Here is an 18877-nt window from a genome sequence, read left to right as displayed (position 1 = left end):
CTTCTTTACATTATTTAACATTGTTGGGGAAATGACCGGGTTCTGCTATCTCTCCTGGGACTGATTTTTGGTTTCTAGTAGGAAATAAGGTCTAACTTATTCCCAGGTTGTTAATTCTGCCATCCAGTTATTCCAAAGGGTGATTAACTGTTCTCGACGGGTTTCAAAATTAGCTGCAATCCAGATTAAAACCACTCCTAAAATAAACACAATTATCCACTTAATAAAGGAATAAATCGAATTTAAAATAATAAGTTGATTTACAATATTAATTAAAAATACTGCGGTTCCAATATAGAGAAAAGCTCTAATTCTTAGTCCTAATCCAGCAAAAATTATGATTAAATTTAAAATTCCAGGCACAATTCCGTTTCCTTCAGAGGTCGTCATGGAAGTTCCAGATAAAACAGCCGTTCCCAAAACCCTTAATCCATGACGTAAATCTCGATTTTTTTCTAATTTTAAACTCGGTTCAACCTGGGAAAAATAGAGCAATGAGCAAGATATGGGGAGGGTAAAAATAAATATATCATCTGTTGAGCCTAGCCAATCATAAAAGGTAAAACTAATTAAGATTAAACTGAGGTAGGTTAGGCGAATATTTTGAGTTAATTTTGCTAAAATAATATAGAATAAAGTTCCAAAAATCAATGAAAAATACCAGGTTAACTCTTGTTCGGGTTGCAGAATAGAATGGGAACCGATAAGGGTAATTACAGGGAGAATAATAGCTGCTCTTTTCCAAGGTCTAACGGGCCATCCCCAAACATTCCAAGGAAGAATATAAAAGAAATAGGAGAGAATCGAGACTAATGACCCTGACCAGGGAATCAAAAAGTCGCTTAAATCGATTAAGTGCTGTAGATAAATAACTAAACCTGTTGCTTGGATTAAACTAACATAAATCCAAGTTTCTGCGGTGTCTAAATCGGAATTATGGCGACCTTGGAATAGAGCATAACGAATTAATAGTACACTGGTTCCAATCGTTAATAAAAGCTGGGGATTAATGGGACTTAAAGCCACTAAACCTAATAATATACTACTGATAAACCAATGCAAATGGGCAATAATTTTAATTTCAGGTTCAGGAATCCGTAAATAATCTATTAACCAAGGACTAAGAATTCGGTAGCCATACATTAAACTGGTTCCTAATGTGGCAAAAGCAATCAATTGTTCTGTTAAAGTTTGGGCATTAATTTGATAGAATAATATTTCGTAGGTAGAAACAGAAACCCCGACTAATCCTAAATAAACTAGAGGTTTAGTTGTAATATTTCTTCTGCCAATCCCAATTAACATCAAGGCAAATCCTAAAGAGATTAATCCCGTCCAGTTATCGAAGGTTTGAACTCGGAAAATAATGGCTAAAATACCATAAATAATTGGAATAATTTGCCAAGGATTAGGCAACTTTTCAATTTGATAATGCCGTTGCCACCAATCCCCAAATAGTTGAGTTGTTAGTCCTAAAATAATATTAGCAACCGCGAAACTCACAAAAGATTGGTTAACATAAATCAGAATTTCAATAATTAGTAATTCTACAAGCAAAGCCAAACTATATAGTATCCAAGGAGAGAATCCAGACCCAGCTATTTTCCGAGGGTTTCCCCAATCTAATCCTCGAAAACTTACGGCTGTAATTAAAATAATTAGGGTAGAAATTAGGCTAACATTTCTGGGAATTTCATTCAATAAAACCCCAAATGAATTAAGGGTTATTATTGATAGTTCAAATCCTAACAACGTCCTAGCCCAAGCATCAAAGGATTGTTGATAAATTCTAACAATATTGGATTGAGTTACATCATAACGGAATAACAGAAAACGTAATCCCCATAATCCTGTAATAGTTAAACCTAAAAGTATTAACCACCCTTCTGTGGTAATAAAATTTTGGACAGATAGAAACAAAAAGCCTAATCCCAAACCAACGGTAAAAACCGATGATAATAGGTTTTTAATAATTCCCGTATTAACAACCATGAATATTGTTGTTAAACCTAAACTCACTAACCGGATTTGAGGGTGAGTTAGGGTTAAAATATTAACTAAACCACAGGCGATAATACTAAAGATAGCAGCTTTTTTTTGTTGAGATTCTGTAGTTTGTGTCGCTACATAGGTTAATCCTAGGGGTGTGATTAACCAAGCAATGGTTATGGTCTGGGGGGTAAAAAGATTAAAGTTAGTAAAAAATAAAATATAACTAATTCCAGACAATAATATTCCTAGGTCTAAGGCATCTCTACGGATAATATTTCCCACGGGACTATTGACCGTAAATAATAGAAATTCACCGACCATTAAGACTAATAAAATAATTGCCCAATCGTCTGCGGCTAAGTTGGGAAATTGCCAGTAAACCAGATTAGCAAAGGTGACTAATCCTAAAAGATGAGTTCCCAAAACGACAATAGGTTTTAGGGGTTGACGACGACTGATAACAATTGCTAAAGTAATAGTTGAGGCTAACAGATTTAGCGATCGCAATGCCGGATTTGATAGAGATAAACAGGTTAAAAACGCACCAAATATTAAACTCAGAAAATCTCCAAAATGCGCTACCTTTTGTTGCGGACGGCGATAAATCCAATCGGTTACAACCACCATAAAAATTAAATAGGGAAACCAGGTTAAACTCAGTAACGCCCAAGGTGAATCCTGAGAACTGGTTATTTCTACCCCTACACCAATGGCACTTTTCCTTAATTCTGGGGGAATTAAACGACCGACTAAAGCCACCATTGATAACCCGAAACCAAATATTGCCGCCAAATCTCGCTCTCGCCAATATTTTAATAAATGGTGACGGAAAATTACAACCCCAATTCCACTGACTAAAAACCCCTGCCAAGGTTGGGTAAAAACAGTGACTAACCAACCGAAGAATAAAATAAAATAGCTAGAACGATGTAAAATTAATGAGGAAGAAATATAGAGAAATCCGGCAAAAATGCCCAAAGCTAATCCCAGTTGAGTAATATCAACATTAACCACAAAAATTGCCCGACCCAAAAGTACAGTTAAAAGATAAATAACAACAATTTTAAAATCAATCTTTGGGCTAGGAGTAGAGGGAGTCGGCGGAGGGTTAGCAATGGTTAAAAATCCTGTAATAATAATTCCCAAATAAACCGCAATTATGGGAAAACCCGGAATTTGCCATCCCCAGTTTAAATAACTTAATCCTAAATGATTGAAGAAAGAACGGCTTTGGAATTCTCCTTGGTTTCGATATAAAAGTACACTTAAAGCAGTTAGGGCTAGGGCAGCAATGGCAATGGTCAATAACCCCAAGGAATTTGACCATAACTTTAACCCATCCATAGCCCAGAAATTCAGAGGAATTAATAATAAAGTGACTAATCTTAAGGCTTCCGAGGTGACGGGCAAACGGGACTGCTGAGAACCCCATAAACTCGCGCCCCAAAACCCAAAGGTATAGGCTAATAAAATCAAATATTGTCCAGTGGCGGGAAATTTTTCCCACTGACTTGCGGCTAAAACTCCAGAGGAAACAATAACTAAAAATAATCCTAAAAACAATAGCCAACGCACACTCAACTCAGCTTTCAAGGATTCAACTAAATGGGTGGCAAAAGTAGGAAATTGAAAAGCAGGTTGAGGGGATGGGGAAACAACAGGCTTTGGAGTTGTTTTTTCGGTCAAAACCCGTTGATTGTTTCCAGCAGTAACCGTCTTTTTAGGCAGTGGGTCACTCAAATATAGTTCACCAATTTGACGAACTTGTGCATCGGATAATAAACCCAAATTCAACCAAACTTCTAACCCTTCTAATAACCTTGGATTGGTACTATCCGCCTGAATTAAAATACGAACTAAAGGTTTTGAAACAGACATGGGCAAACCGGTTATAGGTTTTTCAGAAAGCGGCGGGGGCGTTCCCTCTTGTTGGTATTAATCAAAAATCTGGCTGTCTATCAGTATTCCCTGTTCCCTAGCACTATATTACAAATGGCAGGGATTGTATCAAAAAATTATAGCAAGATAGGGATTTGCCCCCATAATTAAAATAGAGACGGGCCGGGGCACGTCTCTAAGGTGTTTGTTGGGTTTAACAGAATTAATATTAGAATCCGTTACGCGCCCAAACAACCATGGAAATTGAAAACGTAAATAACACTAACAGCGAAACCCAGCCCAATGACACAATATCCATAGTGATATATAAAAAACGTTGCAGAATGACTCTACCGTAGATCATACCAGGAGCGATCGCATGAACTCTCAATCGGGCTCAAATTTTACGGCATCTGAACGCTTAGAATCTCTCAAGGCAGGGATTATAGCCGGTTTTTGTGTAGGACTGAGCCATTTTATCCTGAGTTGGGTTAACCTCTGGCTGGGGGACACATCTGTTAATGTTCTATTTTCAACTCCCCTAGCAGGAGTTAGTGGGTTTTTGTTTGGAGTCACCTATCGTTATATTATTCGCGGGGACGATAATCCTCAATTAAAATTAGGGGGGATTTTTGCCTTTGGACTGGTGCGCGCCCTCGCAGAAATTGAAGTTTTACTCAATGCCCCAACCCCCCTAGAACAGATAATACTTTTAGGGGGAGAAAGTTTATTGTTATTTGCAATAGCCGGATTTATTTTAGATATAGCCTTACAAAAAGGATGGGTTAAACCCTTTAAATAGAAGGCAATAGACAAAGGAGATTAACTCAAATTCAAAACTTCAAAATCCGGCTGTCCATAGGTCATATTTCGGTCAACGGCTGAGAGAATCTTATAATTAGCAGCCTCCAAACATAAACAATCACAGACCAATTGAGCCACATCCGCCCGATGAATCGTTCCGGCTACCCGATAATTTTCCGTTAATACCCCGTTGCCAGTGGCAGGTTCAGACTTCAACCCCCCCGGACGAATAATCGTATAATTCAGTCCACTATCAATTAAATGCTGTTCGGCTTTTTCCTTTTCCACCAAAACCGATTTTAAGGTTTCAAACGCCTGGGGGGGTAAGGCCACCACACTCTCCCCACTCCCAATCGAAGATACTAAAATAAACTTCCCGACGCCCGCTTTCACGGCCGCATCAGTTAAATTTTTATTGCCTAAATAGTCCGCCCGCTCTCCATCCTTGGGTAAACCGCCAATGGTACTAATCACCGCCGAAATCGTTTCTGGGCCTAATATCGCCTGTTCAACGGCCCCCATATCCAAAGCATCCCCCATCACCACCCGCACCCCCAGGGCTTCCAATTCTGGACGACTATCCGGTGTTCTTAATAGGACTTTGACATTGATTTGCTGGTTTCGCAGGAATTTAACCACCTCTGCGCCCACACCACGACTTGCACCCGCAACAAAAATATAAGATTCTGTGTTCATTGATGTTAAGGTTTCACTAATTGGTAGGTTCGGTGTCTTAATGTACTAGATGCTTAGGTTCATCGAAAATCTCTGATAAATCAATAAAAGCTACAATCGTTTTATATTATAACCTTTCTAAAATTAACTCCCCTATTAACAGTTCTAGCCGTGTCCTTAGAAAAATTATTCCAAATCAGCACCTCGGCGCCGCCGCCAATTCATTGTACCAACCCCGCCTGTCCCCAACCCCGTAACTCCTTGGGGCATCACATTTGTCAGACTTGCCAAACCCCCCTCACCTATCGATATTTGTGGGCGACGGGTTCGGGCGCGGGACAAATTCAACCCGGTCAGTTAGTGGGAAATCGCTATTATGTAACCTTCCCCCAAGTTTGGTTAGATACTAAACCCGGTGCCCCACCCATTTTGCCCGATACCCTCTCGGAATCGATATTATCCTATTTGTATCTCTCTCCCCATCATTTGCATATTCCTGGGGTGTTTGGGGTCTATCCCTTGGGTATTTCTCCCGAAGCAACCGAAACCCTATTATTAGATAACATTCCCGTCGATAGTCGCGGTCAACTATTCCCGACCTTGGTAGAAGTCTGGCCCAAAACCTCCGCCGTGCGTCAGGTCTATTGGTTATGGCAAATGCTGCAACTGTGGACACCTTTAACCGAACAGGGGGCGGCCTATAGTTTATTTGTCAAAGAGAACCTGCGGGTGGACGGTTGGCGGGTGCGGTTACGAGAACTGCATCACGGCGCGTTACAACCAACCCAACGCGATTTAGCAGAATCTTGGGTAGCCTTGATAGAAACGGCCCATCCCAGCCTACAGTATCGTTTACAAACCATTCACCAATTAATGCGTGTCACCGAAGACTCGTTAAAGGAGGTATTGAGTCAACTCAATCAATTATTAATGGAACAGGCGGCCCAACTCCCCTTACATTTAGCCGTAACCGGATTAACCGATGTGGGAATCAAACGTTCCGATAATGAGGATAGTTGTTATCCCCGTCTTCACGATGTGCGGAATTTTGAACTTTATCCGAATGATCAATTAATTCCCCATTTAAGCATTGTTTGTGATGGGGTGGGCGGTCATGAGGGCGGCGAGGTAGCCAGTCAATTGGCGGTACAGTCTTTAAAGCCTTTGATTTATAGTTTGATGGCGGAAATTTCCCAGCAAGAGGAGTTAGCCCCACCGGAATTAATTATCGAACAACTGCAAGAAATTACCCGAGTTGTTAATAACGTGATTGCCGCCCAAAATAATGAGCAAGGCCGAGAATTTAGGCAACGAATGGGAACAACCTTAGTCATGGCTTTACAGTTACCTCAAAAGGTGAAAACCCCCGAAGGTATTGAGTTAACCAATTGCCATGAATTATATCTAGTGAATGTGGGAGATAGTCGCGCCTATTGGATTACTCAGAATTCCTGTCAACAATTAACTGTCGATGATGATGTGGCAAATCGGGAGGTTGGTCATGGTCGAAGTTTATATTGGGATGCTGCTCAACGGTCGGGTTCGGGAGCTTTAACCCAGGCTTTGGGAACCCGAGAAGCGGAGTTTTTACGGCCAACGGTACAACGATTTATTATTGAGGAAGATGGATTATTATTATTATGTTCCGACGGATTAAGTGATAATCAACGGGTGGAACAGTGTTGGCAAGATTTTTCGGCTTCGGTATTAAATGGAGAACAATCTTTAGAATCGGCGGTACAGGGATGGATTGAAATTGCTAATGATAAGAATGGTCATGATAATATCTCGGTTGTACTCACCTATTGTGGGGTATCTCCACAAAAGTTAGTATTAGTAGAAACCACACCTCTAGCCACAAAAACTGAATCTTTGGAATCCGAACCCACGGCAGCCTCTAAGGTTTTGTTATATGATGAATCCATACCTGAGTCCGAGGTTAAACCTCCATCTAAATCAAGTTACAAGTGGAAAGAGGTAGTTTTTATCCTAATTTTATTTGCGATTTTTATTGCCGGAGGTTTTGCAATTTGGTGGCAAATTCGTCAGACTCAAATTAAATCTATTCCTTCGGGTCAACCCACTCAGACGCGCTGATGGGACTGAATTTCCCATAACCTATAGCTGTTCAAAATAGAAGGGGGTTTTGGCGGTCTAAACAGTTTATCTATTAGGGATTGAAATACCCCTATTCCCTATTCCCTATTCCCTATTCCCTATTCCCTGTTCCCTGTTCCCTTCTTAAGCAATATTCGGCGGAATTTTACGGGATTTTGACTGACGCCGTTGTTGATAGTCCTGTAAATAAACCTGAATTAACTCTTGGATTTCACTGCGTTTAATTTCCGTAGCCGACTGAAAATTATTCGGCGTTTCAAAAAAGCATAAACTATCCGGCATTTCTAAAACAACCATTTGAAATAAAATATGAGTCACGGGTAAAGGAATCGCTAAAACGTGAGAATCCGCATCAGGATTCGTATAACTCAAAGCATCTTCTAAGGTAGAAAAAGCATAAATCACCCGTTTTTTAATCTGCGGTTGATCTACATTAATAAACGGTTGAACCACCCAACTTTGGTCTAAAGTTTGCAAAACATAATATTCAGGATGTTCTAATTGTGCTGCTAATAATTTTAACGCAGGAGCGATCGCTTCCACAATTTGAGGAGTTGTTCCATCTTGAGGCGCGTGATCAATTAAAGACTGAATTTGTGGGTCTAAATTCATAGGATTAAAAAAAATAAAGATCAAGAATATTAACACTGGTACGGGCTGGTTCTTTTAGATCTTTGTGAATCACCTCAATCTCGATGAACCCGCCCCTACAAAAAACGATCCGGAAATCCAAGCTAACTCACAGAATCATTGTGTTAGGGTCATTGTAGTAATTAGACATCATGGGGGAAATCTGCCAAACCGAAACCATTTTCCAAAGGCTATTGAGAGAACTGAGTCAATCCACCCGTGCTTCTGAACAAAACTGTCGGGATGTGGCCGAACGAATTACCGAAGAAGCCAACCGCATTTGTACAGAAAGCAAACGGATTCAAGATTCCGGGGATGTAGAAACCTGGGCAATGACACTAGCACAACATCGTTTACAGCAATGTATTCAATATTATCAGCTAGGGTCAAAACAAGGGCCTTTGGAATTACATAGTACCTTGAGCGCGATTGTTTATCGATATATCACTCCTCCTCAAGTCCAATCCAGTTATCAAGCTCGATTGGAATTAATCAAGGATTTTTTACAAGCCTTTTATTTAGAAACCCTGAATGCCTTTCGCAAAGAAGCACAGTTACCGCCGACTTACCGGGCTCGAACCTTGTTAGAACTAGCGGAATATATGGCATTTACGGAACGCTACGGTAAACGGCGAATTCCTTTAGCCCGAGGTCGGAGTCAACAATTGATTATTTTAAGAGCGCAAACCTTCTCTCAACAACAGCCCAAGGAAAGTTTTGTTGATTTAGAATTAGCTGCCCAGGGCGGAGGGAGTGAATCAGAGGCGAGTAATCATGATTCTTCCCTCGGACAAGTTCGGGCTGCTATGGTCATTGAGTCCAACGAATCCGAGTCCGACTCTTTGCGTCAAACCGTCGTAGAGGAACTGATTGCTTATTTAGAAGAACACAAACAAAAAGATTGTGCTGACTATTTTGTCTTGCGGTTACAGGATTTACCAACCCGTGAAATTGAGGAAATTCTCGGACTAACCCCTCGTCAGCGTGATTATTTACAGCAACGATTTAAGTACCATTTACTGCGATTTGCTTTAAGCCACCGTTGGGAATTAGTTCACCAATGGTTAGAAGCAGATTTAGAACGGGATTTAGGATTATTACCCCATCAATGGCAAGAATTCTTAAATCAAATCGGTGCAAATGAGCAGCGTTTATTAAGTTTAAAACAGGAGGGATTATCCGAGGTTGAAATTGCGAAGGTTTTAAATTGTAAAACCGCTCAGATTCAAAAACGTTGGTTCAAGTTGTTAGAATTGGCTTGGGAAATCAGGAATCATTCGGTATCCGGAGCAGGGGCATCTACTGATGAATAACGAAACAAACCAAGAGGAGCAAGCGTTTGAACGCCAATTCTTGGACTGGTTGTTACAACAACACTTGTATGGGGAAAATTACACCCCTACAGGTGTTGAGGCGGAGGCGGGATTAACCCCCCATATACAACTTGATGGGAATTCTCATGGGGAAAACCTAGAGGGGGATGAATTAGATCCCCTCGACTCTGAAGATGAGGTTTTCCACGCCCGCAGTCAATGTTCACCCATAGGAGAAATAGGAATTGTGAAAAACCGATTTGAGTCCGTGTTAAGAGAAAAACTCAAAGCCAGAATCCAACTGAACCCACCCCTGTTTCCGTGGGAACCGATCGGCACTGACTTGCTTAATGAGTACCCCGACGTATTTAGAGAAGAACAGGTTCCCCCTACTCATTTGTGGATGGCTCATCGACAACAATTGAGATGGTCTATGCCCCTACCCGATCAGGTTTTTGCTCAGTTACTGGCTCCTGTGTTTACTCTGCTACAATCTGGCCTCCGAGAAGGAGCCAAATTAGTTCAGGCGGTGGAAACTTTATTTCCCAACGAGTCCCAACCCTTAAATGAATTAGCGGGTTTAGTGATTCGAGGGTCTTTACGGGGATCTTTAGATTTAAGGGAGTCCCAACCCCGTTATGAAACCGCCACCCCGGAACAACAAATGGTGTTGTTATTGTTAGCCACTCAGGAACTTCTGAATACTTTAACCCTGAATTGTCACTTGAATCAATCGACAGTTCATCAGGAATGGTTAACAAGTTTAGGGCTATTTACCGTTGATGTTGACTATGTTGAAACTGAGTCGGGAACAATATTAAAAATCCGGGGTAAACTTCCTGATGGCGGACGGTTACAACTCTTAGGAAATGACAGATCAGTAACGAGAAAACGCAATTCCCCCGGATGTTTACCCCTGGAATTGATCAACCCTGAACCGAATCAGATTTATCGACTTCATGTTTTATTGGATAGCGAGGATCAAAATCCCCTCTGTTTTGCCATTTGTCCTCAACCGAGGGTTGGACTGGAAGTTTAGGTCAGATTGAGTTAGAGTAGGGTGGAACTTTGAACCCCCTAGCCCAGCAAGCCGAAACGATGACAAATTCAATCCCTCTGATTAGTCAATTATGGCGACGGATTGAAGCCATGCCAAAGCCAATCCCTGAAGATTCCCTTTGGCTGCGGATCTTGGTACAGTTATTAGTGATTGCCGGGATTATTGCCACGGACGTTGCTATTGAGGAGCCTCTGAATTTATGGGCAATTCCGGTCAGCATTGTCGGAGCAACTTGGAGTTGGTTTCGTCGTTACCATCGCAATGTGCCTGTTAAATTTTGTATTGCTATTGGGATGTTAATTGCCCTCGCTGCATTTTTTGGGCGACTGTTTGGCGAAATGAATGATACGCGATTAGCGTTAGCGAGATTATTAATAGAATTACAGGTTTTACACAGTTTTGATTTACCCCGGCGGAAAGATTTAGGCTATTCGATGGTAATTGGATTAATTTTAATGGGAGTAGCGGGTACTCTCAGTCAAACCCTGGCTTTTGGGCCTGTGGTTTTAGTATTTTTGGCTTTAGCTTTACCGACATTAATTTTGGATTATCGCTCTCGTTTAGGATTGGGGGATATTCAATTTAACTCGAAAAAAACACCCCAGGAACCCGGAAGCGGGGTAAATTTTAAGTCTTTAGGAATTATTTTTTTAGTGGTTGTTGGATTGGGATTAACTATTTTTACCGTTCTTCCTCGGTTTCCCAGCTATCAGTTAAGAACTTTTCCGGTCAGTTCTCCCGTTGATATGCCGCCCGGACAATTTGATGGACAACGAATTTTAAATCCCGGTTATGTGTCTTCGGGAAATAGTGATCCGAATAACCCCGGTGGGAGTGGCACGGGATTAAATCAGGAAACGGGCGCAGGAACTCTCAATGATACGTTCTATTATGGATTTAATACCAAAATTAATCAGAATTTACGGGGAAATTTAAAGCCCCAAGAAGTATTAAGAGTGCGATCACAAGCCCGGGGATTTTGGCGAGTGGTGGCTTTTGATCAATATACTGGACAGGGATGGGAAATTTCTCGAAATAATAGAACTATCACTTTAAAACGTCCCCGTTGGTCGTATGAATTTAATCTATTTCCAGCATTAACTCAGGCAAAAACTCAGGAAGTCATTCAAAGTTATACCGTACTTCAACAGCTTCCCAGTTTAATTCCGGCGATGAATAAACCGAAAGCAGTCTATTTCCCGACGGAGGAAATTGCCATTGATCCTGATGGGAATTTGCGATCGCCTTTAGAATTACGAGAGGGCATGACTTACACGGTGGTTTCTCAAGTTCCCCTGCGCGATCGGGCGCAGTTACAAGCCACTTCTAAAAACTATCCTGAAGGGATTAAAAAATACTATTTACAAGTTCCCGATCAAATTCAAGAAAGAGTCAGAAAAAAAACCGAAGAAATTTTGGCTAGTGTGAATCAAGTAGCCCAGAACAAAAAACCCTTAGATTCCGATTATGAAAAAGCCTTATATTTAGCCCAGTATCTCAAACAAAACCCTAATTATAAATTACAAGAAGAACCGCCGTTTTTAAGAAAAAATGAAGACTTAGTAGAAGCCTTTCTATTTGGGTATCAAGATAGTCCCGCCGGACAAAAAATTACCGGAGGCTACCCCGATCATTTCTCCACGGTTTTAACTATGATGTTACGTTCAATTGGAATTCCGGCGCGTCTGGTGGCTGGGTTTAACCCCGGAGAATTTAATCCCTTTACAGGATTATATATCGTTAAGAATACCGATGCTTTTGCCATGACCGACGTATATTTTCCCGAATATGGCTGGTTTGCCTTTAACCCCATTCCGGGGATGGATTTAATTCCGCCTTCGGTGGAAGAAGATCAAACTTTTAGTGCCTTAAAAGCTTTTTGGGAGTGGGTAGCAGGTTGGCTGCCTTCTCCGGTTGCTAATGGATTACAAGCAATTTTAGGCAGTTTAATTTTAGGACTATTCCAATTAATTCGTTGGTTTTTTAGTCTGTTTACCCAAGGATGGTTAGGGATTTTTAGCGGATTAATCCTCACAACAATTATGGCATTTTTTGGCTGGTTAGGTTGGGATTTGTGGCGAGGTTGGCGCTATCGTCGCTGGTTAGCAAAGTTACCCCCGGAAGAAAGTCTCTATCAACAACTTTTACAGGTTTTAGCAAGTAAAGGATACCCCAAATCTCCTACCCAAACCCCTTTAGAATATGTGTCCTGGTTACACCAATATCATTCGATTTCCGAAGTTGAAGTGATTGATGAAATCTCTCAGGCTTATATCGGTTGGCGCTATGGCGGAAAGTCGGTGAATCTCAAACAAATGCGACAATTATTAATCAATTTAAAATCATCCCATTGGAAACGCTTGAAACAGCGAAAATGGACTTAATACACAAAACTGTATTTTTGTCAAGCTCGACTCCAATATTCTGAATCTAACCTCTGAAAAATTTGTACAATAGATTGGGTAAAATTCAGGGCTGTAGTATTATGATTACACCAAGCATAGGGGTTTTTTACCCCTATTTTTTCAATAAGCAAAACTTCCCCAGATTATTTTTTTTGTATTATAGCACCAAACCCCGGAATTTCGTCAATAGTTGCGAATGGCATTCAATAACCTCTTGACAAAATTAGCCGAAAAAAATAATTTTAATTTTAAAATTTAAAACTATAGCCAGTTAAAGATAACTTAAACTTATAATTAGCTATTTTGTAGAGATGGACGGCTGAATTTTAATTTCGCCCCCCAACTGTTAACAAATTTTAAGAAAATTTACATAAAATCGGAAAAGGTTGACAACAGCATAAACTTAACTGTGATTGCAAATGACTTGCGAATCTGGGGTTTTTGGCTAGGGGAGCAGCCCGTTTTTCCATTGAACTAGGGGACTGAAGTAGAAGTTCTTAAGATGGTAAAATACACTCTGCTACTCGATTCGCCTAAAAATATCAAATTCTTGTAAATGCTGTTTATGTCAGTTGGGAGAAAAGCGTTGATGAAACGATTAAGTCGCCTGTTGGCTTTGTTGGTTTTGATAGTCGGTTGCTTCGCATGGACTGGACATCAAAATGTTTTAGCTGCAAACGTCAATGTAATGCAGTATGGGGTGATTTCCCCGATCTTAGCAACGGAAGCCCCTCGGAAAAATCGGGTTGACGAGAAAATGGCCACCGTTCGCAATAAATTGGACTTAAATAATAGCGATCTGCGAGATTTTCGTCAATATAAAGGAATGTTTCCGAACTTAGGGTCATTGATCATTAAGAATGCTCCCTATGATTCCGTCGAAGATGTATTAAAAATTTCTGGTTTGACAGAAAAACAAAAAGAAATTCTGCAACAGAATTTGGGTAACTTTACCGTAACGCCTCCAGAATCCGTATTTATCGAAGGCGACCAACGGTTAAATGTTGGAGCTTACGACTAAGCCATTCTGTGGGAATCAGTGTCAGAATATTGAGATTATGTTGACGGACTTACAAAAAGTTAACATAATCTTTAAAGTCAGTTCACTCGGCTTCAATTCGTCACGGAGAGTGTCCAGATCTGTGACTTCCAATAACCTATCCTGGCACTGACCCATGACCCTACTTGATCTTTCCCTCCCGTCCGAGTTTCCCCTCACCTTTGATGTATTGGTGGTGGGAACCGGGGCAGCCGGATTATATACCGCCCTGTGTTTACCCGAACATTTGAGCATTGGTGTAGTCAGCAAAGATGTTTTACCCCTGTCCGCTAGTGATTGGGCTCAAGGAGGCATTGCCGCAGCAATTTCAACCGATGACTCTCCCAGTCTGCATTTAGAAGATACCTTAAAAGCTGGAGCCGGATTATGTGAACGGTCGGCGGTGGAGTTTCTGGTTAATCACGCCCCTGAATGTATTCACCGTTTAGTCGATTTAGGTGTGGCTTTTGACCGCCATCAAAGTCAGTTAGCCCTGACCCTAGAAGCCGCCCACTCCCGTCACCGCGTCCTACACGCCGCCGATACAACCGGACGGGCAGTGATTACGACCTTAACAGAAAGAGTTTTAGAAAGACCGAATATTAAAATTATTTCCCCCGCCTTTGCCCTGGATTTATGGATGGATGCCTCGGGTCAACGGTGTCAGGGAGTTAGCTTAATTCATAATAGCCATATTTATTGGGTGAAGGCCAAGGCTGTTGTCTTAGCAACGGGGGGAGGAGGTCAAGTCTTTGCTCATACCACCAACCCCGGTGTGAGTACGGGGGACGGGGTGGCGATGGCTTGGAGAGCGGGAGCATTACTCCGAGATTTAGAGTTTTTCCAATTTCACCCCACGGCCCTAACCCAACCCGGGGCTCCTCGATTTTTGATTAGTGAGGCGGTGCGAGGGGAAGGAGCCCACCTGATTGACTCCCAGGGACACAGATTTGTATTTGATTATGACGAGCGGGGAGAATTAGCCCCCAGAGATATTGTGAGTCGGGCGATTTTTAGCCATTTACAAAAATTACGTCAAGTGCCAGGAGCCAATGCTGACCGGGTTTGGTTAGATTTACGGTCAATTCCGTCCGAGAAAATCCAGTATCGGTTTCCGAATATTATTCAGGTTTGCCAACAATGGGGGGTTGATATTCTCCATGAACCCATTCCTGTGACTCCCGCCGCCCATTATTGGATGGGAGGTATTGTCACCAATACCCAAAGTCAAACGTCCATCCCGGGACTTTATGCCGTAGGTGAAACCGCAAGTACGGGAGTTCACGGGGCAAACCGTTTAGCTAGTAATTCTCTGTTAGAATGTTTAGTATTCGGCGCTCAAATGGCATCGATTGAAGATCTCGGTTTTGCGGAAACGGAATCGGGTGGCGGGGGGGCTGAGCCCGTATCCCAGTTGGTGTCACCCACCGCCCAATGGGAAGAACAATATGCTACCATTAAAACAATTAGATCTAACTTGCCAGATATCCTGTGGCGTAGTGCCGGGATTTGTCGCCAGTCCGATTATTTGCAGGAGGGATTAATGCAGGTAAGAGCATGGTCTGAAGAATTTTTAGCCCTACCTATCAGCCAATTTCTATCGACTCTACATCCGAATTCTTCGGCTGAACTGGAAATACAAAAAATCGCCCACAGCGACTTGAAACAGTGGGGAGAAACCCATAACTTACTGAGTATTGGGGAGTTGATTTTGAAGAGTGCAGCGTTTCGTTTTGAGAGTCGTGGGGGTCATTTTCGACAAGACTACCCACAGTCAGACCCAAACTGGCAAGTTCATACCTTAATTCAAGAAAACCGAATCTGGAAATCTCCGCCCGTACTGGATTAGGTTCGAGAACCTGAACCGTCACCTTCCGGGGGTTTTCCCGTATCAGGAGGAACGTATTGACAGATTAACTGCGAAGTGTTCAGATGTTGATACAACTGCGTGAAACTGACCTGGGTAGTTTCCCCTAATTTCATCCCAAAGGCGAAAATTAAAGCCCCACTCAAGGGCAAACAGCTAATCAGTGCAATTGTTTTTTTTAATCTTAGGCTTGAAACCATAATCGTTTTACCCCCTAATTAAACCTCAAGTTCTTCAACCAGGGCAGCCAACGATAACAAAACTGCCTTTGTAGTTCAAGTATATCAATTATATTCCGTAATTACACTGAGTTATCAGGAAAAATTGTTGGCACATTTCCTAATTACCAGGCGCGACTGTTATTTTTGGGCTTGATAAAGTTGTTTAAATAGACGTTGCTGTTGATTGTGATCGACAATGGGTTCGGGATAACCGCAGGATTGGCGATCACGAGTTGATATCTTTCCTGTGACTAATAATTCTGGATCTAAACTCCTTAATTCGGGCAACCATTGACGAATATATTCGGCTTCTGAATCGAATTTTTGGGCTTGACTGGCGGGGTTAAAAATCCTTAATGGTTTGGTATCCATTCCACTAGAAGCACTCCATTGCCATCCCCCATTATTAGCGGCTAAGTCCCCATCCATGAGGGTTTGCATAAAATATTTTTCTCCCCATTGCCAATTAATAATTAAATCTTTGGTTAAAAAATTAGCCACAATCATCCGACATCGGTTGTGCATCCAGCCGCTTTCATTTAATTGTCGCATAGCCGCATCAACAATCGGATAACCGGTTTTTCCTGCACACCAATCTTGAAAATGTCGTTTATTATTATGCCAAGGAAAGGTTTTAAAAGGTTCCCGATAGGGGCCTAATTCTAATTCGGGAAAATGATATAAAGCGTGTTGATAAAATTCCCGCCAGGCAAGTTCCTGTTGCCAAGATTGAATCTGGTTTCGGGCTTCATCACTGCGACAAGTTGCCATGGCTTCGAGGGTTTTTTCCCAGATTTTTCTAATACTAATCACCCCAAATTTTAAGGCTGCACTCAGTTGAGATGTGCCATCAATTGCCGGAAAGTTTCGTTGTTCGTCGTATTCATATAAAGCGCGATCGCAAAATTCCTCTAGGCGTTCTTGGGCGGCTATTTCCCCAGGTTCTAAAATTAAGGAGTTTTCCCAAATAAAGCCTAATTTTTGCGCCGAAGGTAGGGGAATAACACCGATTTTTTGGGCTAATTCCTGTTCTGTTTCGGTTAAACCGATGAAGGTGGGAGAGAGGGGAGGTTTGGGTTTGGCTTTGGGTTTCAGACTAAAATTCCGCCAAAAGGGAGTATAAACTTTATAGGGTTCTTGAGATTGGGTAAAAATTTGCTCAGGGGGATGGAATAACTGATCCCAAGTTGTTTTTGTAATAATTCCTATGGAATTTAATGCTGCTGAAACCGTGTGATCGCGTTCTCTAGCAAAGGGTTCAATATCTAAATTAAAGTAAACCGCTTTAGCATTTAATTCCCTGGCTAATTTAGGAATTAATTCTTCAGGTCTTCCCTCTAATATTAATAATTGACTGCCTAGTTTTTTATATTGTGCTTGGAGATATTCCAAACAACCGATCATATAGTGAACTCGCACAGGCGCGATATCATCTCGGTTTAAAATATTAGGATCTAAGCAAAATAAACCGATCACTTTAGAACTCGATTGACAAGCATTGATCAATCCTAAATTATCGTCAATTCTGAGATCCCGTCGATGCCAAAATAAAATTAAATCTTCAGACATAGGATTGGATTTTATTATGTATATAAACTGTATTTATTTTATCATATTTTAACCCAAATTAATAATATAATATTTCAGATTAAATATTTAAAAAAGGTTTAGCTAATAAAAAACTAGAAATCGTTTTAGCATCTACGGGTTCACCATCTAAAATGGCTTGTTCTAGTTCTTTTTGGGTCATTAAAACCGTCTCAATATCTTCGTCATCATCCTGGGCGGGGGGTGTTTCTAATTTTTCTAAATCTTGGGCTAAAAACGCATAAATAATTTCATCACAATAACCGGGTGCTAATATAAATTGTCCTAATTTTTGCCAGCGATGGGCGCGATATCCGGTTTCTTCTTCGATTTCTCGCTTAACAGTTTCGGCGGGATCTTCATTGGGTTCAATTGTTCCGGCGGGAAACTCTAAAGTTCGTCCTGAGACTGCAAACCGATATTGTTTAACTAAGACTAATTTTCCTTCTGAAGTCACGGGAATTACTAACGCCCCCCCTGGGTGACGAATACATTCCCAGTCTCCTTCTACCCCATTAGGAAGACGTAAAGTATTGACATCAAAACTAAATTTTCGTCCTTGATAAAACAGACGATTTTGTAAAATAGTTGGGGGTTCTGATCCGGGTTTTGTCATAATATTAAAGAGCAACTAGGGCTAAAAAAATTAAAGTTTTTGAATCTCTGAACAATCAACAGTTTTCAAAAGTTGAATCATGGTTTTTTGGGTCACAGGATCAACCCAATTCGGGGCGATTTCTGCTAGAGGAACTAATACAAACGCTCGTTCTCTCATCCGGGGATGGGGAATTTTTAACGTCGGAGTTTCCCAGACTAAATTATCAAACAAAAGCAAATCCAGGTCAAGGGTTCTTGGCCCCCAAGGTTCTCGTCTGACTCGTCCTAGCTGACTTTCAACCGCTAATAGTATTTCTAATAGATGCTGCGGTTGTAGTTGAACTTCCAGAATAGCACAACCATTAATATAATCCGGCTGGGGAGGGCCAATAGGAGGAGTTTGATACCAACTCGAACAGGATTTAACCTGGATCTGGGGATGCTGATTTAGGAGATCTAATGCGGTTTTAACTGTTGTTTTAGAGTCTCCTAAATTACTTCCCAATGCGATCGCAACGAGCCTAGATTTCATGGTTTTAGATATAGGAAATCAGGGATGGGTAATGGGTAATGGGTAATGGGTAATGGGTAATACTTCGACTTCGCTCAGTAACAGGGTAATGGGTAATAGACTGACAACTGGTACGGGCGGGTTCTTTTAGATCTTTGTTAATCACTTAAATCTTAATGA

General features: G+C 41.3%; 15 protein-coding genes. 7 read left to right on the top strand and 8 right to left on the bottom strand.

What is annotated here, in order from left to right; genetic code table 11:
• Window positions 1-96: 96 nt before the first annotated feature.
• Both PL9631_RS03905 and petN read right to left on the bottom strand, forming a co-directional pair.
• The gene (locus PL9631_RS03905) at window positions 97-3870 is read right to left on the bottom strand and encodes a hypothetical protein (RefSeq protein WP_083617223.1); all 3774 of its coding nucleotides are present in this window, start codon (window positions 3868-3870) and stop codon (window positions 97-99) included.
• 229 nt (window positions 3871-4099) lie between these two features.
• Window positions 4100-4189 carry a cytochrome b6-f complex subunit PetN gene (petN, locus tag PL9631_RS03900; RefSeq protein WP_071782645.1) on the bottom strand — a complete coding sequence of 30 codons (90 nt, stop codon included), beginning with the start codon at window positions 4187-4189 and terminating at the stop codon, window positions 4100-4102.
• A gap of 60 nt (window positions 4190-4249) precedes the next feature.
• On the opposite strand from petN, the gene PL9631_RS03895 reads away from it, so the two are divergent.
• Entirely contained in the window at window positions 4250-4672 is a 423-nt protein-coding gene (locus PL9631_RS03895; protein ID WP_083617220.1) for a hypothetical protein, read from the top strand.
• A gap of 20 nt (window positions 4673-4692) precedes the next feature.
• On the opposite strand, the gene PL9631_RS03890 is transcribed toward PL9631_RS03895, so the two are convergent.
• A complete protein-coding gene (locus tag PL9631_RS03890) occupies window positions 4693-5370 on the bottom strand; it encodes an SDR family oxidoreductase (RefSeq protein WP_083617218.1) in 678 nt (225 codons plus the stop codon).
• Window positions 5371-5520: 150 nt separating this feature from the next.
• Between PL9631_RS03890 and PL9631_RS03885 the strand changes: the two genes are divergently transcribed.
• Window positions 5521-7446, top strand: coding sequence for a PP2C family protein-serine/threonine phosphatase (locus PL9631_RS03885; protein ID WP_083617214.1), 1926 nt, complete (start codon window positions 5521-5523; stop codon window positions 7444-7446).
• A gap of 144 nt (window positions 7447-7590) precedes the next feature.
• Here PL9631_RS03885 and PL9631_RS03880 read toward each other — a convergent pair whose 3' ends face one another.
• Complete coding sequence (locus PL9631_RS03880; RefSeq protein WP_083617212.1) at window positions 7591-8079, bottom strand: hypothetical protein; 489 nt, start codon at window positions 8077-8079, stop codon at window positions 7591-7593.
• A gap of 170 nt (window positions 8080-8249) precedes the next feature.
• Here PL9631_RS03880 and hetZ point away from each other — a divergent pair, with 170 nt between their 5' ends.
• From hetZ to nadB, 5 genes are all read left to right on the top strand, one after another.
• Window positions 8250-9410, top strand: coding sequence for a heterocyst differentiation protein HetZ (gene hetZ, locus PL9631_RS03875; protein WP_083617209.1), 1161 nt, complete (start codon window positions 8250-8252; stop codon window positions 9408-9410).
• Window positions 9403-10449: a hypothetical protein gene (locus PL9631_RS03870; RefSeq protein ID WP_083617206.1), complete on the top strand. Its 1047-nt coding sequence runs from the start codon at window positions 9403-9405 to the stop codon at window positions 10447-10449. Before hetZ ends, PL9631_RS03870 begins: the two co-directional genes overlap by 8 nt.
• A 59-nt stretch (window positions 10450-10508) precedes the next feature.
• Entirely contained in the window at window positions 10509-12854 is a 2346-nt protein-coding gene (locus PL9631_RS03865) for a transglutaminase TgpA family protein (RefSeq protein ID WP_083617288.1), read from the top strand.
• 586 nt (window positions 12855-13440) lie between these two features.
• Window positions 13441-13896 carry a photosystem II complex extrinsic protein PsbU gene (psbU, locus tag PL9631_RS03860; protein WP_407947572.1) on the top strand — a complete coding sequence of 152 codons (456 nt, stop codon included), beginning with the start codon at window positions 13441-13443 and terminating at the stop codon, window positions 13894-13896.
• A gap of 154 nt (window positions 13897-14050) precedes the next feature.
• Window positions 14051-15763, top strand: coding sequence for an L-aspartate oxidase (nadB, locus tag PL9631_RS03855; RefSeq protein ID WP_083617201.1), 1713 nt, complete (start codon window positions 14051-14053; stop codon window positions 15761-15763).
• On the opposite strand, the gene PL9631_RS03850 is transcribed toward nadB, so the two are convergent.
• The 4 genes from PL9631_RS03850 to folK all read right to left on the bottom strand — a co-directional run bounded on the left by PL9631_RS03850 (window position 15760) and on the right by folK (window position 18718).
• Window positions 15760-15981: a hypothetical protein gene (locus tag PL9631_RS03850; RefSeq protein ID WP_083617198.1), complete on the bottom strand. Its 222-nt coding sequence runs from the start codon at window positions 15979-15981 to the stop codon at window positions 15760-15762. The two genes, nadB and PL9631_RS03850, sit on opposite strands and share 4 nt — an antisense overlap.
• A 159-nt stretch (window positions 15982-16140) precedes the next feature.
• Window positions 16141-17571 carry an FAD-binding domain-containing protein gene (locus tag PL9631_RS03845; protein ID WP_083617195.1) on the bottom strand — a complete coding sequence of 477 codons (1431 nt, stop codon included), beginning with the start codon at window positions 17569-17571 and terminating at the stop codon, window positions 16141-16143.
• A 79-nt stretch (window positions 17572-17650) separates the two neighbouring features.
• Window positions 17651-18205: an NUDIX hydrolase gene (locus tag PL9631_RS03840; protein WP_083617192.1), complete on the bottom strand. Its 555-nt coding sequence runs from the start codon at window positions 18203-18205 to the stop codon at window positions 17651-17653.
• Between the two features lie 30 nt (window positions 18206-18235).
• Window positions 18236-18718 (bottom strand): 2-amino-4-hydroxy-6-hydroxymethyldihydropteridine diphosphokinase, encoded by a 483-nt coding sequence (folK, locus tag PL9631_RS03835; protein WP_083617187.1) that lies wholly within the window; start codon window positions 18716-18718, stop codon window positions 18236-18238.
• Between the last annotated feature and the right edge of the window lie 159 nt (window positions 18719-18877).

Source organism: Planktothrix paucivesiculata PCC 9631, assembly GCF_900009265.2.
Classification (GTDB): domain Bacteria; phylum Cyanobacteriota; class Cyanobacteriia; order Cyanobacteriales; family Microcoleaceae; genus Planktothrix; species Planktothrix paucivesiculata.
This window is presented reverse-complemented; position numbering and strand designations above follow the sequence as displayed.

Coding starts and splice junctions, on each gene's coding strand:
- PL9631_RS03840 (WP_083617192.1), bottom strand. CDS start 18,205: ATGACAAAACCCGGATCAGAACCCCCAACTATTTTACAAAATCGTCTG.
- PL9631_RS03895 (WP_083617220.1), top strand. CDS start 4,250: ATGAACTCTCAATCGGGCTCAAATTTTACGGCATCTGAACGCTTAGAA.
- PL9631_RS03880 (WP_083617212.1), bottom strand. CDS start 8,079: ATGAATTTAGACCCACAAATTCAGTCTTTAATTGATCACGCGCCTCAA.
- petN (WP_071782645.1), bottom strand. CDS start 4,189: ATGGATATTGTGTCATTGGGCTGGGTTTCGCTGTTAGTGTTATTTACG.
- folK (WP_083617187.1), bottom strand. CDS start 18,718: ATGAAATCTAGGCTCGTTGCGATCGCATTGGGAAGTAATTTAGGAGAC.
- hetZ (WP_083617209.1), top strand. CDS start 8,250: ATGGGGGAAATCTGCCAAACCGAAACCATTTTCCAAAGGCTATTGAGA.
- PL9631_RS03850 (WP_083617198.1), bottom strand. CDS start 15,981: ATGGTTTCAAGCCTAAGATTAAAAAAAACAATTGCACTGATTAGCTGT.
- nadB (WP_083617201.1), top strand. CDS start 14,051: ATGACCCTACTTGATCTTTCCCTCCCGTCCGAGTTTCCCCTCACCTTT.
- PL9631_RS03905 (WP_083617223.1), bottom strand. CDS start 3,870: ATGTCTGTTTCAAAACCTTTAGTTCGTATTTTAATTCAGGCGGATAGT.
- PL9631_RS03865 (WP_083617288.1), top strand. CDS start 10,509: ATGACAAATTCAATCCCTCTGATTAGTCAATTATGGCGACGGATTGAA.
- PL9631_RS03870 (WP_083617206.1), top strand. CDS start 9,403: ATGAATAACGAAACAAACCAAGAGGAGCAAGCGTTTGAACGCCAATTC.
- PL9631_RS03890 (WP_083617218.1), bottom strand. CDS start 5,370: ATGAACACAGAATCTTATATTTTTGTTGCGGGTGCAAGTCGTGGTGTG.
- psbU (WP_407947572.1), top strand. CDS start 13,441: ATGTCAGTTGGGAGAAAAGCGTTGATGAAACGATTAAGTCGCCTGTTG.
- PL9631_RS03845 (WP_083617195.1), bottom strand. CDS start 17,571: ATGTCTGAAGATTTAATTTTATTTTGGCATCGACGGGATCTCAGAATT.